17 protein-coding genes are annotated in these 14968 nt (G+C 44.3%); 3 read left to right on the top strand and 14 right to left on the bottom strand.

From position 1 onward, the window contains the following. Window positions 1-82 precede the first annotated feature (82 nt). Window positions 83-1264 (top strand): glycoside hydrolase family 11 protein, encoded by a 1182-nt coding sequence (locus IDZ20_RS13025; RefSeq protein ID WP_188151864.1) that lies wholly within the window; start codon window positions 83-85, stop codon window positions 1262-1264. 178 nt (window positions 1265-1442) lie between these two features. On the opposite strand, the gene IDZ20_RS13030 is transcribed toward IDZ20_RS13025, so the two are convergent. From IDZ20_RS13030 to IDZ20_RS13045, 4 genes are all read right to left on the bottom strand, one after another. After that, window positions 1443-1652: a CPXCG motif-containing cysteine-rich protein gene (locus IDZ20_RS13030; protein WP_188151865.1), complete on the bottom strand. Its 210-nt coding sequence runs from the start codon at window positions 1650-1652 to the stop codon at window positions 1443-1445. 51 nt (window positions 1653-1703) lie between these two features. Further along, window positions 1704-2066 carry a YidH family protein gene (locus tag IDZ20_RS13035; RefSeq protein WP_188151866.1) on the bottom strand — a complete coding sequence of 121 codons (363 nt, stop codon included), beginning with the start codon at window positions 2064-2066 and terminating at the stop codon, window positions 1704-1706. An 86-nt stretch (window positions 2067-2152) separates the two neighbouring features. Next, window positions 2153-3166, bottom strand: a complete 1014-nt coding sequence (locus IDZ20_RS13040; RefSeq protein ID WP_188151867.1) for a zinc-binding alcohol dehydrogenase family protein — start codon at window positions 3164-3166, stop codon at window positions 2153-2155. 12 nt (window positions 3167-3178) lie between these two features. Beyond that, window positions 3179-3472, bottom strand: a complete 294-nt coding sequence (locus IDZ20_RS13045; RefSeq protein WP_245792320.1) for a putative quinol monooxygenase — start codon at window positions 3470-3472, stop codon at window positions 3179-3181. A gap of 167 nt (window positions 3473-3639) precedes the next feature. On the opposite strand from IDZ20_RS13045, the gene IDZ20_RS13050 reads away from it, so the two are divergent. Next, complete coding sequence (locus IDZ20_RS13050; RefSeq protein WP_188151868.1) at window positions 3640-3975, top strand: winged helix-turn-helix transcriptional regulator; 336 nt, start codon at window positions 3640-3642, stop codon at window positions 3973-3975. Here IDZ20_RS13050 and IDZ20_RS13055 read toward each other — a convergent pair. Continuing rightward, a complete protein-coding gene (locus IDZ20_RS13055; protein WP_188151869.1) occupies window positions 3972-4421 on the bottom strand; it encodes a hypothetical protein in 450 nt (149 codons plus the stop codon). The genes IDZ20_RS13050 and IDZ20_RS13055 overlap by 4 nt on opposite strands. A 266-nt stretch (window positions 4422-4687) precedes the next feature. Here IDZ20_RS13055 and IDZ20_RS13060 point away from each other — a divergent pair, with 266 nt between their 5' ends. After that, window positions 4688-6652 (top strand): alpha/beta hydrolase family protein, encoded by a 1965-nt coding sequence (locus tag IDZ20_RS13060; RefSeq protein WP_188151870.1) that lies wholly within the window; start codon window positions 4688-4690, stop codon window positions 6650-6652. 87 nt (window positions 6653-6739) lie between these two features. Here the strand turns inward: IDZ20_RS13060 and IDZ20_RS13065 are convergent, their stop codons facing one another. The 9 genes from IDZ20_RS13065 to IDZ20_RS13105 all read right to left on the bottom strand — a co-directional run bounded on the left by IDZ20_RS13065 (window position 6740) and on the right by IDZ20_RS13105 (window position 14950). Continuing rightward, on the bottom strand, window positions 6740-6976 hold the full coding sequence (locus IDZ20_RS13065; RefSeq protein ID WP_188151871.1) for a DUF5062 family protein: 237 nt from the start codon (window positions 6974-6976) through the stop codon (window positions 6740-6742). A gap of 34 nt (window positions 6977-7010) precedes the next feature. After that, window positions 7011-7325: a MarC family protein gene (locus IDZ20_RS13070; RefSeq protein ID WP_223144965.1), complete on the bottom strand. Its 315-nt coding sequence runs from the start codon at window positions 7323-7325 to the stop codon at window positions 7011-7013. Between the two features lie 107 nt (window positions 7326-7432). Next, window positions 7433-7726 (bottom strand): RNA recognition motif domain-containing protein, encoded by a 294-nt coding sequence (locus tag IDZ20_RS13075; RefSeq protein ID WP_188151872.1) that lies wholly within the window; start codon window positions 7724-7726, stop codon window positions 7433-7435. Window positions 7727-8005: 279 nt separating this feature from the next. Next, on the bottom strand, window positions 8006-8881 hold the full coding sequence (locus IDZ20_RS13080) for a hypothetical protein (protein ID WP_188151873.1): 876 nt from the start codon (window positions 8879-8881) through the stop codon (window positions 8006-8008). Window positions 8882-8929: 48 nt separating this feature from the next. Then, window positions 8930-9526, bottom strand: coding sequence for a LysE family translocator (locus IDZ20_RS13085; protein WP_245792322.1), 597 nt, complete (start codon window positions 9524-9526; stop codon window positions 8930-8932). 135 nt (window positions 9527-9661) lie between these two features. Further along, window positions 9662-10708, bottom strand: coding sequence for a hypothetical protein (locus IDZ20_RS13090; RefSeq protein WP_188151875.1), 1047 nt, complete (start codon window positions 10706-10708; stop codon window positions 9662-9664). Between the two features lie 389 nt (window positions 10709-11097). Beyond that, entirely contained in the window at window positions 11098-12183 is a 1086-nt protein-coding gene (locus IDZ20_RS13095; protein ID WP_188151876.1) for a type I restriction endonuclease, read from the bottom strand. 384 nt (window positions 12184-12567) lie between these two features. Beyond that, the gene (locus tag IDZ20_RS13100) at window positions 12568-14031 is read right to left on the bottom strand and encodes an ice-binding family protein (protein ID WP_188151877.1); all 1464 of its coding nucleotides are present in this window, start codon (window positions 14029-14031) and stop codon (window positions 12568-12570) included. Window positions 14032-14536: 505 nt separating this feature from the next. Then, window positions 14537-14950, bottom strand: a complete 414-nt coding sequence (locus tag IDZ20_RS13105) for a hypothetical protein (protein WP_223144966.1) — start codon at window positions 14948-14950, stop codon at window positions 14537-14539. Between the last annotated feature and the right edge of the window lie 18 nt (window positions 14951-14968).

Raw genomic sequence — 14968 nt, forward strand, 5'->3', positions numbered from 1 at the left:
TGCAACGAACAGGATCAGCCTTCCAACAGCCCTCCTCCTCTATTGGCGGTATTGGTTTAGAGGCTATTTCTGGAGAACAATAATGAAACTTTCGAAGTGTTTTAAAAAACTTAACAAGGTTGTAACCGGTACCAAAACTGTCGTCACTGTACTCGCTTGCGCCGCCGCTTTATGTGTGTCTGGCGTCAGCGCCCAAACCTATACTTCTAGCCAAACGGGCACCCACGACGGCTACTACTACTCGTTCTGGACTGACGGCGGTGGCTCGGTATCCTTCACGCTTAATAGCGGCGGCGGCTACAGCTCCAGCTGGAGCAATGTTGGCAACTGGGTTGGTGGTAAGGGCTGGCGCACAGGCTCACGCAAAACCGTAAACTACTCAGGTAGCTATAGCGCGAGTGGTACAAGCTATCTAGCGCTCTACGGCTGGACAAAAAATCCACTAGTTGAATACTACGTGGTAGACAATTGGGTGAACTACAACCCAAGTAGCGGCGCAACTAAACTCGGTACGATTAATAGCGATGGCGGCACCTACGACATTTACCGCACACAGCGTGTTAACCAGCCATCGATTGAAGGTACTGCAACGTTTTATCAATACTGGAGTATTCGTCAACAAAAGCGTAGCAGCGGTACTATCACTACCGGTAACCACTTCGATGCTTGGACAGCGGCCGGTTTACAGCTAGGTAGTCACGACTACATGATTATGGCGACCGAGGGTTACCAAAGTAGCGGTAACTCAAGCATTACCGTAAGCGAAGCTGGCAGTGGTAGCTCTAGCTCATCATCTAGCTCAAGTTCGTCGAGCAGCTCTAGCAGTAGCTCAAGTTCGTCGTCTAGCAGTGGTGGCCAGTGCACCGAGCAGTGTAAGTGGTACCAAGATGACCCACGTCCTATATGTCAAAATCAAGCTAGCGGTTGGGGCTGGGAAAACTCACAGAGCTGTATCGGTCGCTCGACTTGCGAAAGCCAAAGCGGAAGCGGTGGTGTAATCAGCAGCTGTGGCGGTAGCTCGTCTAGTAGCTCCAGCTCATCGAGCAGTTCTAGTTCGTCATCTAGCTCTAGCTCATCGAGCAGTTCAAGCTCATCGTCTAGTTCGTCTGGCGGTGGACAGTGTCAATGCAACTGGTATGGCACTCTTTACCCGAGCTGTCAGAGCCAAAATAATGGCTGGGGTTGGGAAAACTCGCAGAGCTGTATTGGCAATAGCACCTGCAACAGCCAAAATTCCGGTAACGGCGGCGTAGTGTGTAACTAAGATTGATTGCTGCTCCTGTGTAACTTTAGTGGGAGCAACTAAAACAAAACGGGCGAATCATTATTCGCCCGTTTTTTATGGCGGGAAGAAATAGCGAGTGTAAGGGAAGAGTTGAGGGAGATAACGCGTTAGCGGACAAGCCAACCCATTAAGACTGCTTTAAAAGGCTAGCTTTAATTTAGTAGGTATCGTTTTCGGTACGAACATTTATAGTCGGATTTCCATCAAACTCCGACGTAAGATCTGCCGTAATATCAAAGATAATTGGCCGGCAACAAACTTGGCAATCTTCAATATACTCCTGACACTCCTCTAGCACCTCGACTACTACGTTGATTTGTTCTCCGCAGTAGGGGCAACTAATACGTGTATCTATAAGTTCGCTCAATTTTTACTCCAAGGTAATTGATGCTGCGTTAAGGCCTGATCCGGCTACTGGTCAAACAAAAAGCACGGCAACCAAACTAAAGCCTAGTAACGCCACAACAAAATTTACGTACATCCCCCACTTTGCACCATAGCCCTGCGGGAACTCGGCTGAATTAAGGGTTTTCAGTAACGCTGAAAATTGTCTAGATGAGTAAATAGCTGAAAAGGACCCGAGACAAATAAACGACAAACCCACCCAGAATGCAAAGCTAATCGATAGGCCATTCTTACCTTCCGAGTCAAGAAAGCGTATCAATAGTCCCGAGCGCTCAATTAAAAAACCAAATGCGATTAACGCTAAACTCGTTCTATTCCACGCTAATAGTGTTCGCTCTGCAGCAAACAAAACTCTTGGGTCACTCAAATTTGACATAAGATTTACACTTCAAAATGTAAGTACACCGTTAAACTAAGTAGCAACTAGCGTTACGGTGTAGGTTTACGGGAAATACTCAGCCCTTAGAAACCCTCGAGCACTATCTTACCGCGCGCGGAACCACTTTCAATACGAGCGTGCACATTACGAAGATTCTCTGCGTTTATTTTTCCGGCAGTTTCGGTAACGGTAGAACGGATTTTACCGCCATCTACCAAGGTAGCAACCTCGTTCAAGATCTTACCTTGTGTCGCCACATCTGGCGTATCAAACAGTGAGCGGGTAAACATCAATTCCCAGTGCAATGAAATCGCCTTCATTTTTAACGGCATAATACTGAGGTCGCCCGGATCATCGATTAATCCAAACCGCCCTTGAGGAGCAATGAGTTCCACTATATCACCGTAGTGCTTATCGGTTTGAGTAGTAGAAAATACAAACCCCGGCGCACCAAGACCAAGCGCCTCAATTTGCGGCGCAAGCGGCTCGTGATGGTCGATCACATGGTGTGCGCCACAATCTTTTACCCACGCCTTTGTTTCTGCGCGCGAAGCTGTCGCAATTACCGTCAAGTCTGTTAGCGCACGCAATAATTGAATGGTAATCGAACCAACACCGCCGGCACCACCAATAACCAATATAGTCTTGCCCCCTTGCACCGTCGGACGCATAACGTCAAGCCGGTCAAACAGTATTTCCCAAGCGGTAATCGCGGTTAGCGGTAAAGCGGCAGCTTCCGTATCACTTATGCTGGTAGGCTTGTTACCAACAATACGTTCGTCTACCAAGTGATATTCACTGTTCGTTCCTGGGCGGTTGAGTGCCCCAGCGTAAAACACCTCGTCGCCGGCTTTAAAGCTTTTAACTTCGGGGCCAACGGCTTCAACCACACCTGCCGCGTCGTAACCCAGAACTTCCCAGGCGTCAGGCGCCGGCTCTCGGCCTTGACGCAATTTTGCATCAACAGGGTTTACCGACACGGCGCGGATCTTAACTAATAGATCTCGCCCCTCGGCCTTCGGCTTATCAAGGGTAATATCGACGAGGGCATCGTCTCGATCAACAGATCCCGCTTTGTTGTAGGCTACGGCTTTCATCATTGTCTCCAATTAAATTTTTGTCATTTCATTAAGATTAAACGCCACCACCGCACCATCGGTTGCTTTCATATACTCCGCAAGATGGCTGTTGCTCATATGCTGCTGCCAAAGCTCTCGACTTTGCCAAACTTCATAGAACAAAAACACGGCGGAATTCTCGTTGTCCTGATGCAGGTCATACTGAATACAACCACGCTCTTTTCGGGTGGGCTCGATTAGCTTTAGTAACTCAGACCTAACCAGCTCTACCTGGTCAGGGTTGGCCTCAATTCGTGCCACAATGGTTAAACCCTTGTTCATCATACTTCTCCGCCTGTGGTGGTTTAGGTTGCACTGATTGTCGTTGTGCTGATTGCACTCAACGTGCAGTGAGAATAGACTATATAATCATATAAGGTAAGTACGTACATTTTTGTTATATAGTATCCTTTTGTATACCATTAGTTTGCATAATGCACAGGAGATCGTTGATGACACACGCTCGATATGACTGCAACGAAGGCTGTCCAGTAGAAGCCGCACTAGAAGTGATAGGAGGAAAATGGAAAGGCATTGTGCTCTACCATTTGCTAAGCGAGACGATTCGCTTTAATGAGTTGCGCCGTTTAATTCCTGAAGTAACCCAGCGAATGCTAACCAAACAATTGCGAGAGCTAGAAGCCGACAAATTAATCCTGCGCAAAGTCTACCCAGAAGTACCGCCAAAAGTGGAGTATTCCATGTCTGAATACGGAAAAACCCTCGCGCCGGTGATTCACGCTTTAAAAGACTGGGGCACTAAACATAAACAAAAACAAAAAGCTTAAACCCTATATACCCTGTTGCACACTTTTCTGTAGCACCAGAATATACCAACGCACAAAACTGCGATTACCAAAGCCGTTACCGCAATGTCTGCGAGGGAGTGGTATTGCTGATAAAGCATTAAAATGACATAGGATATAAACGAGCCGATAAGAGGAATTTTATAGCTGCGATGTGCATCCACCAAAAAAACTATCAACACTAACGCTAGCGCTGTGTGGGTACTGTAATCCAAGCCGTCCATTTTAGGCCAAAGCAAAAAAACCTTATCCACAAACATAACTAAATACACAATAAAAATGAGTGACAGCAATAAAATAAATCGAGCTGCGCCCGCGCCAACAGATCGCCACAAAATCCTAACGGGAAATAGAATCGAGCCTAGCGACAACAACGCTAATATTGGAATATACAAATCTGCGATGTAATCAAGTTGTTGGTAGGACATAGTCACGCCTCTTTCCCCATGGATTAAACTGGCTCAGCTAGCGCTGGCCGCTCACGATTATTCCTTTGCGTATTAAGCGACCAACACTTCCGATACGCTGAATATTTTCCGTTCCCCCTGCATCCCGCCCGTACCCGATCAATGCTTGCCCTTGTCAATTTAGAACGCATAAAGTTAAATAGTGCCCTTAATCGGTGGAATCCCCACTTAAATAGGCAAGTTACACAGAATAATAAACAGCGTAACAACAGCAAGGATTAGCGAGTATGAGATATTATTTAATTCTATTAACCCTGTTTTGGCTTAGCGCCGCACAATTGCAGGCCGCTCCACTACCCGTAGAACACTTCGCCAACCTGCCCGACGTAAGCCGCCTTGCGCTGTCCCCTAGTGGTACTAAGCTTTGTGCGATTGTTCGGATTGACGTTGGCGAAACCAACGGCACAGGGATTCAGGTTACGGACTTATCCACGTCGAAAAAAGACTTTGTTTTGTTTAGCGATAATAGTAAATACTTTATTGGCAACGCCCGCTGGAAAGACGACACCACGCTGTTAGTGGAAACGTGGTATCCCTCAAAACGAGACACGTGGACCGGCCTAAGTCAAGCACGCTACGAAACCCGTGAGCTTCGTCTGCTAATAATAAACACACAAACGGGTGAAGTAAGCAGCCCGTTCAAGAAATCTTACCTAAAAAAATACAAAGTTCTACCCAATGTTCTCAGCCGAGTAGTAGACACTCTGCCAAACGACCCCGACCACATTCTTATGTCTATACCAGGCCTTTACCGCAACTATGCATGGTATCCGGTGGTGACTAAGGTCAACATCAAAAATCAAATGAATAAAACCTTAAAAAAATCCGAAGAAAGAGTTTTTGGCTGGGGCACTGACCAACAAGGGCGCATCCGCTCATCTTATTCACGCGTTGACGAAATTATCACGAGTCGCGTAAAGGATATTAAAACCGGCGAGTGGCGTGAACTTTGGCCTTACGCAATATTTTCTGACGATGAGGTCGAGATACTCGGCTTTGATAAAGACCCCAATATTGTTTACATCAGCGCCTATCAAAATAACTTTAAAGCTATATTTAAGGTTGACCTTCGCGATAAAGACCTGAACCGAGAATTAGTTTACTCGGAGCCAAACTATGATGTAAGCGGCTATCTTGTTCACTCGTTAAAAGATGATCGTGTACTCGGTATTGGCAGCGCTCAAGAAACCGGCACAAAATTTATCGACCCAGAATTTAAAGCCCTGCAGGAAAGTATCGACAGAGCCTTAACGGCAAGTCGAAACTTTATTTACTCTATAACAAAAGATGAAAATAAATATTTAGTGTACTCAACAGGGCCAAAAGAATCTGGCAGCTACTACCTTGGAACTCGTTCCCCTGCCAGCTTGAAAGCGGTCGCCTATCGCTACAACAAACTTGTACCGGATGTTCTGAGCGATGTCGAACGTATCGAATACCAAAGCCGCGACGGACAAACTATTGAAGGCTATTTGACCGTACCAAGAGGCGCAAAACCCGAAAACCTACCCACTCTAATGTTCCCGCACGGTGGGCCAATGGCTCGTGACTCCAATAGCTTCGACGCTATGGCGCAATTTTTTGCCAACCGTGGCTATGCGGTGTTACAAATGAATTTTCGCGGGTCTGCAGGCCAAGGCATAGAATTTAGAAATTCAGGGCTGAAGAAATGGGGCAAAGAAATGCAGGACGATATTGAAGACGGCGCCCTTGCACTTATCAAACGCGGTATTACCGACCCAGAAAGAATCTGTATTGTCGGTGCGAGTTATGGCGGTTACGCTGCCCTTATGGGCGTTGTTAAAACGCCAGACAGATACCAATGTTCGATAAGCATCAACGGCGTTAGCAACGTGTTCGACCTAGTTAAAGACAATCGCTCCTTTAGAAGTGACTATAACGTAGTAGACGAGCAAATAGGCAATGACAACAAAACCTTACGAGAAATATCTCCGGTGAACTTTCCTGAAAAAGTCAAAGTTCCAGTATTGCTTATCCACGGTGTTCTAGATCGACAGGTTGACGTTAAACACAGCCAGCAAATGCATGAAGCCCTGAAAGCGGCCGGTAAAAACGTCACCTATATCGAGCAGGACGGAGAAGATCACTACCTGTCAAATGAGGTGACGCGAGTACAGGCATACCAAGCGATGGCGGATTTCCTAGGCCAGTATTTACCTGTAGACAACTAGTTTCAAAAGTCCTTTTGGAACTTAATAGTGGCGCTACCCCAGCACTGGGATAGCGCCACTACCCGGTCACGCAAAAAGTCTTTACAGCTACTTAGACTTAGATGCCCACACCGCTAACCGATGACGCATAGTTTGTTGCGAAAGCTGGTCATTTGGTAAGGGCTGAATGATTTTGTCATGCACCAATAGCCGATATATAAACTCAATTTTTTCAGTCGCAGAATCGGTAGGTTCAAACTCCACCACCCCTCTGGCCTCGCCGTACTTTACCCCGTCGGCAATCGCTTTTTTAACAAGCTCTTTCTCGTTTTTAAGTTTTTTCATTTTTGGATTCGCTCACTTTCTATTCTGTAGTCAACTAACTCGTGTGTAGAATTTTTTGTACACACTGCATCGGTGCACCGAAAATCATTTGCAAGCCGAATAAAAATAAAATAATACCGCCACCGAGCTGAAAAGAAACAAGGCGGATGCCCATCGCACTTAAAATAAATTGCCCAATCACAATCGAACCGATTAATACGGCTCCCGCGTAAACAACTGCTTTAATCGCCGTACGGCGACGATCTGCGGGCGTCAACGAACTCGTCAGCGCGGCAAATACTGCCATTGTGCCAATGGGATCTATCGTAGCCCATATGATTATGGCGTCTTGAATAAGCTTGTCTATCATCAACGCTACCCTGTTAAAGCTCTACATCACCGCCATTATAGGGGCGAAAGCGCACTTCTTGGGCCCGTCAGTAGGCGCCCGAGTGATAAGAAAATAATATATGTTTGTTATCCGTTATTGTCTTGGCTCTTGGGTTCGCCTGCTTTAGCTTCCTCCGGCTTAGGGTCTTCGGCTTTTTTAACCCGTATTTTGTTTTTGCCGACCATTTTATTATTGAGGCTTTTCATAGCGCCTTTAGCCTCACCAGGCTTTGGCATCTCCACAAAGCCAAAGCCTTTTGATATACCCTTGGCCTTATCAAGGACTATATTGCAAGATTGGACACTGCCAAACGGTTGGAATAAGGCGTTCAATTCTGCTTCTGTGGTAGAACGATCTAAGTTACGTATTAATAATTTCATATATATTCCAAAAAGGGCTGTGCATTAGTGGTGAGCCTTAGTTCGCATAACACGGCTAAACTGAGCCACCCCGTGATTATAGAGCGTCAGACATGCACATAGAATAGCTAATACCTTCATTTACTTTGGTTTCGACCCCTAATTCCACGCTGGATGGTACCCACAACCCGTGCAAATCATTGTTTCCTATGCGAGCGCCGGAGTTGCCCTAGGGAGCCAACTATACACCCTCCTGCAAAATCACCTTAGTTAAGGTACAACAGCGATATAGCCCGAACATCACTCAGAAATACGACTTAGTTTATCTTTAGCCGTCTTATACAGCTCCTTAGTTACGCTTTCCGCTTCACTGGCAACCTCACCTAAATCTGCAGCGATTTGTTGAGACTTATCTAGCGAAACATCTAAGTAATTCTTGAATTCGGCGTTTTCTGGCTTGTTTACAAACTTAGATACTTGCTCGCTAAAGTAAGTTTCGCCAATGCCAAATACAACCTTAATATCCTTTGTGTATATTATAAATATAAACAGTGATGTGGTTATTGGTAGAGCGAAATCAAAGAGAAATCGGTAATTACCTATAAATATCAACCATAGATCCACTAATTTAGGCCCACGTAAAAATTCGTTATTGTCCGTGATTTTTGACTCATTCCGCGACCGTAGATAATCAAATAAAAGGTTGTGAGCGTACTCAACAAAAGAATAAAGGGCGAAAAATGCCAGTATTCCTTTGGCGGCCTCATTTATTTGATCGTTACTGGCTTTAAACATTGCCGCAACGTCCAAATTAAAATTTTCGATAAGGAAAACAAGAAAAAATGCGAAAAATAGATTTCTTCGATGCGCCATGCTTTGGCTAGAAAGTGATATTAAGCCGATACGCCTAAATAAAAGTAATACATACAGTATAAAAACAATGAATGCCACCGCGTAATAATACCGAGGGTCAAGATTAGAAAGGTATACATAGCCAGCTTTGCCTACACCAACGACAATTAAAATTACTACAGCGGGGATACCGATAAAAACAGCCACCACAATACTTAAAACTATACCAACCCCTAACAACCCCAACATCAAGAAGCCAGCATGCTCAAGCCAACTTCTCCAATCTACTCTTCGAAACCACGCTTTTAATGATTCAACATCCATTTGCTTTAATTCCCTTTTTTAAAACATGTTAGCCATGATCGAAACTTTTCAAACTACAACATCAAAATCAGAGAATGCCATCGGTATAACGGATAGCGCGAGCAGCAATGCCATCAATATATTGAAATAGTGGATACGCTTGCCCGAACCTAAGAACCGCTGTAGACCTTGACCTAAGATCAACCAAACGGCCATGCATATAAAGCCCATTAAAAAATAGACCGCAATAATTACCGCTACACTTAATTTGACGTTATCGGGGATTGTGAACGCGGCGAGCGCACCAACGGCAATGACCCAGGCTTTTGGATTTAACCATTGAAAGGCCGCCGCTTGTAAAAACGTAAAGGGTTCTCTTATTTTTTTGGCGGCGCTCGGGTTTCCCGCATTGCCTATCTTCCATGAGAGATAGAGCAAATAGGTGATACCGAGAACTTTCAGATACAGATAGGCACTTGGATACTCCGCAAATAAAGCACCGATTCCAAAACCTACCACAGCGACCATAACAGGGAAGCCAATGCAGATACCAAAATAGTGAGGCAAAGACCTTCGTATTCCATGATTTAAACCCGACGCCAGCAACATCATATTGTTGGGGCCGGGCGTAATTCCCGCCACAAAGGTGAATGTTATTAGCGACAAGTAGTATTCCATACAAGGGCTTCACTCTTTGGCTATCGGCAAAACGCCACTCTAATCTACTGGTAGGCTAGCACGCGCGAAACTAACATGCCAAGCCCCCTCTCTAGACAGCCAGACAAACTCCCAACATGAGCGCTACCTAATATCGACAATAATTCTATCCACTATCGTTAACGCCGTTGTCATATTTTCAACGTTGGTGTCAATTAATCCATCTTGACCAGAGTGATGGCCATGACCAACTATGCTCATGGGATACAGTGTTGTAGGTGAGCTAAAGTCGATTTGGGTACGATAAATTACCGAAGGTTGCGCGCTAAAACCGTCACCGGAATAGACTTCATCATCCGGAAACCTATCACTAGAATAATATTCGTTAAAATCAAACGACTGATTTATTTCGAAAAACACATTGTATTTATCTGTGCTCTGATCCTCTATCTTTTGTGACATCAGGTAGTTGTCTAGTACCGTAGCACCGGTGTACGCATCCAAACCAACACCTTCACCGCCACTACTATCACCACCGTTCAAACCGTGGCGATTTATCTTATGTAAGAAAACCGGTAATGACTCCGGCCTAAACTTATTGTTATTGGCGCTTTCATCGTATTGCTCTGAGAATAGGCTCTCAAACTTAAACCCTATATTATCAAATGGATTAGATTTCAATATCGTCGATTTGTCGGCCAACCAAACCTTATTATTGAACGAATTTGTAGCTACGCTGCCAGTTACAAATAGAGGCTGAACAAATGATCCGTCCAATTTTTCAACCCAAATAGCATATTGTGGCCAATGAAATGAACTACCCACTTTAAAATCAATTTTTATATCTCGACCAAATGAATCCCCGCCTACATCCAACAACTTATAATGGAAACTAGACACACCCTTAATTGCGCTATCGTCCGTCAGTCGTAATTTTGTACCCCATTGATGAAACGCTTTAAACGGTTCAAACTCGATTATTGCCAGCACCAAGAGACCAGTCGAAAATACAATAGCGACCAAAGAAGATAAGGCATACTTTGAACGGAGGACAAATAAACTTCTTGGGGAGAGATACTTCTTAAGTGGACCATAGTTGTTAACAGCATGCCAAATAGCAAAACTTAGAAAAATAAAGCCTACAACAGTATGAACAGTAGCTACTTTATTACTATAACGACTTATGAACATTAGAATAGACGTTGTCAAAATGACAAGCGAGGTTAAGAATACAACTACGGTAATTACAGTTCGACGACTTATAGAGACACCCATCACTTTCATTCCCTGAATAAAATAATCTCATTGGAGGTCGAAAATGATAATTAAGTTCAACTTTTTATAGGTGTTCGATTAAATGTATTTAAAAATCCACAGAGTTAAACTCATATCAACAGATGAAATCCCGTAACATTAAAGCAATTAATGCGTTTAATAATTGAATCCTAATATATTTATGCAATGTATGATGTATATAAATTGCGCGACATATGACCTCGCGACCTACAATATATTAAGCGGGGAACTCCCCGCTTAGACTATCGATAGCCCACCTATTTAGAGCAAAATCCTTCAGTTCTTTACTCGTAAAATCCAACGGTAGTGATAAGTGCATCGCTAAACTTGAAAATATCGTCTATCTCTTCAATAGGATAGCGCGTCTCTTGTTTATCTACATTAAATATACCGATGTACTTTTGTTTTGCATTAAAGTGAAGACGACAAATAGGCTTTCGATTGTTGTCGTCGAGTAAAACACCGAAGTAGCTCTGAGTGTCCCTAGCGATAATCCGATCCACGCTAACACCCTGCCTTACAATCGCTTTGACCACGTTGAAGGCGTCTTTCTCATCATCGGTTGTTACTACTTTTGATTCTTCCTCTCCAGAATATTCGATAGCCTCTGACTCGCCTGCATCTTGCTTCATTTCTGCAAGCGCAGATTTAACATCTGGTCCCATCGCAGACTTTAAACGCTCATTGATACTGTCGTTTAGGAATTGCTTCAATGCTTTCACTGTTATTTCATGAAACTGTGCTCGGACCTTAGCCGTAAGAGGGCCCTCATAAACTCTCGAGGCAAAAAACTTAACGAAGTCCTCTTCAGGCTCATCGAACTGCTGATGCAGTAATCTCTTAATCTGGCTTAGATACTTAAGCTCGCCAGCAGCATCTACTATAGAGTCCACATCAAAAGACGACTTAGTTAACTTTTTAACCTCAGGAACAATATGGTCATCTATATCCTCTAGGTCTAGAACTAAAAATGGCTTTTCATCCATTTTATTCGGTGCATCAAGATCGGTATAAAACTGATATACCGTCCCGTTAGTCAAAATTGCAATCCTTGCATTCGTAACCGAAAAATATCGAAATAGTTGACTAGCATGCTTAGATGCCAGCTTTTCCCCATACTTTTTACACTCAATAAGTATCTGTACTTCTCCATCCTTAATTAAGGCGTAATCAACTTTTTCGCCTTTTTTTGTTCCCGTGTCTGCCGTAAATTCGGGGATGACCTCACTAGGATCAAAAACATCGTAACCTAATACGGAATGTAGAAACGGCATAACTAAAGCGTTCTTAGTTGCCTCTTCGGTTACTAAACTCCCTGCAACCTGTGTAGCTTTTTTAGATAGTCCCTGTAACCTTTCTATAAAGTCCATTATCCCTCCAAATTATCTTTGATTGTCACTTAATTGAATTAGTCCTACCTTGCCTAAAGATAAGATTCATCTACCCCTGCGGCTACGGACCTATACCCAACACAATTAACCTACCCCTAAAGCATCGCGTAATAACATCGCCCAACCACTTCGGTGTATCCATTATTCTCATTCGCAATTAAACGTCCCTAGCGCTATTTTTAGCTGCGCCACAAGCTTTTGTAACAGTCCAACAGCGTTGATTCAAGTTTTTTTTCTTACATAAAAAAGCCAAGTTCTCGGCTCGGCGATTTACGGCGTGTTCGATAGTTAGGTGGCCAACGCAAAAAGGGCCCAAATGGGCCCTTTATTATTACTGCGCTTTCACACGCGTTGACGCATAACCTACTGAGCTGGTTCGGTTACTGCATTTTGGTCGAGCGTTACCGCTGTCTGCGATAGTAATCGGCCATTAACGGTTGAGCGCGTATTTACCGTAATACCTTTTTCAGCAAGGATTACACCTTCGAAATGTGCGTCTGTACCTATAGCTACACCGGTACCACCGCTAACTTGCCAGAAGATATTTTTAGCGAGCGCACCACCAGCGAGAAGGATACTGCTGTTGTCGGCTTGGGTTATATCACCTGCAATTTGAAATATCCAAACGTCGTTCGGCCCACCAGACAACGTTACGTCGGTAGAAATCAATACACCTGTGCCCCACTTATAAAGACCGGGTAGCAATGTCTCACCACTAATATCACCCTCATGCAGCTCGGTAAAATCGGGGGTTGTTCTGCCAGCTGCCTCGTTGTAGGCGGTGCCCATGTCGAGAACGGCATTCGCTACTAGAGTGTTGTCGGGTGATGTACCTTTATAACAAGGGATAACGCCACTACCGGTATAGCCTGCATCAGAGCCGTAGATCGCTCCCACAATTTCTGTACAGAAAACATTATCCATTGCCGCGCCTGTGATTGGGCTTGCACCAATGTCTCCGGTAATTGCCGATGTTGGAACGTTGGTAATACCTGTTTTACTCAGGATGACGAAGTCGCCCGCGGTACGAAGATTAACGGCGGCTGGGCCAACAGCTACTGAACTACCGGTGGTAAAACTCCATACAACATTGGCCGCAAGTGCATTGCCAGATAGATCAGTAATGCCTGTTGTAAGCGTTGCCGTATAAGTGGTGCTAGCAGTCAAGTTACTGTCGGGCGTAAAGGTCGCTACCTGATTGTCATAGCTCACTGTACCAGCAATTTGTATGTTGCTTTCACTTAGCATAAAGGTCGATTCATCTACAGTAGTGGGATCTAGCGCCTCACTAAAGTTGGCGCTAACACTGCCATTAAGTTCAAAACCCGTAACTGCATCCGCAGGGTTTTTAGAACTTTCGGTCGGCGGGGTGACGTCTACTGCAACTCCGCTGGTAAAGCTCCATACATAGTCTTCTGCAAGTGCAGTGCCTACAGAATTTGTAACCTCCATAGTCAATGTTACTGTGTATAGAGTGCTAGGCGTTAACGCGCTGCCAGGGGTAAAGATTGCAATATTCGATGCGGTATCAAAAGTCACGACTCCCGTTAATGCGGCTTCGTTTGCGCCCATGACGGTAAAGCTTTGAGCGTTAATCGTTGTGGCATCCATCGCCTCGCTGAAAGTGGCGGTCACTATGCTGTTCAGTGCTAATTCTAGCTCGGCATTAAGTGGAGTGGTTGCAGTAACCGTGGCAGAAACAGGTTCTGGCTCAGGCGTGGGTACGGGCGCATTGTCATTATCGCCACCGCATGCCGTCATAAGCATAGGAAGTAGGAATGCAGACACCCATAAATTTCGACTGAAATATTTTTTCCAGGTATTCATTTTTTTCTCCGAAGGGAAGTGTTTTATTGCAGACGTAAAGTCATAGCAATACCTGACTTGATAAAGTCATTATTCTCTGCGAAAGATTGTCTTTAAGCAGTACGAGACGACTCAATGTTCTCTACATTGTTTCGCGCTGTTAAATGATTGTGTGTGAGAGTTAAAGAGAGATATTGTCCACCTAGCACTCGGGCCTCAGGCGGGAGGGGGTAACCATCATGCGCCTTTATTGCGACAATAGGTGAATTATTTTAGCATAGCTTTAATTAATAGATTATCTACGACGTATTCTTCTGCTAAATGTTTTTTGTTTTTAAAAAAACATAACGTCTGCCGCTATAATCGACTAAGAGGCGAGAATTAGGGTCAAAAGCGAGCGAGGGCTATAGTAAGCGAGGGGGCGTTGGCGCAAAAGCACAGGGCTGCGCCGCCATTTTTACGGGGGATTTTTCTGAGCTAAATTCGATTTAACGCTTTCAACATACAGCGTCTTATTAGCAACATATCATTCTAGCGTTTCAAGCAGGCCATTTATTTCCACTTTCAGCTCATTGTCTTCAATTTTGTTAGCACTAACTTTAGCCGCCTGAAGGTTCTTTAGAGCAGCATCATTCAAACCCAGCTCCAATTGTAATCTCGCCATCGAGAATCTTATCGACGATATGTGGTCTTTCGAATTAATAGCAATAGATTTCTCAAGCGCTTTTTCGTATATCGCTAAGGACTCTTCTAACTCTTCGGTAAAGTCAGCGAGTGTTTCCCACTGCACGGGATGATCCTTATCGCTATTTTCGTTATCGGTACAAATCGCTTTTAATTCAGTATAGTGCGAATCGAATTTCTCTCTATTATTTTTATTGGCGGCCGCCATTAGCTTTTCTGCCAAACCGTGAACTGACTTATATATTTTGGTGTTCATAATCTCGAATTACCTTGC

It is taken from the genome of Teredinibacter waterburyi (genome assembly GCF_001922985.1).
GTDB lineage: Bacteria > Pseudomonadota > Gammaproteobacteria > Pseudomonadales > Cellvibrionaceae > Teredinibacter > Teredinibacter waterburyi.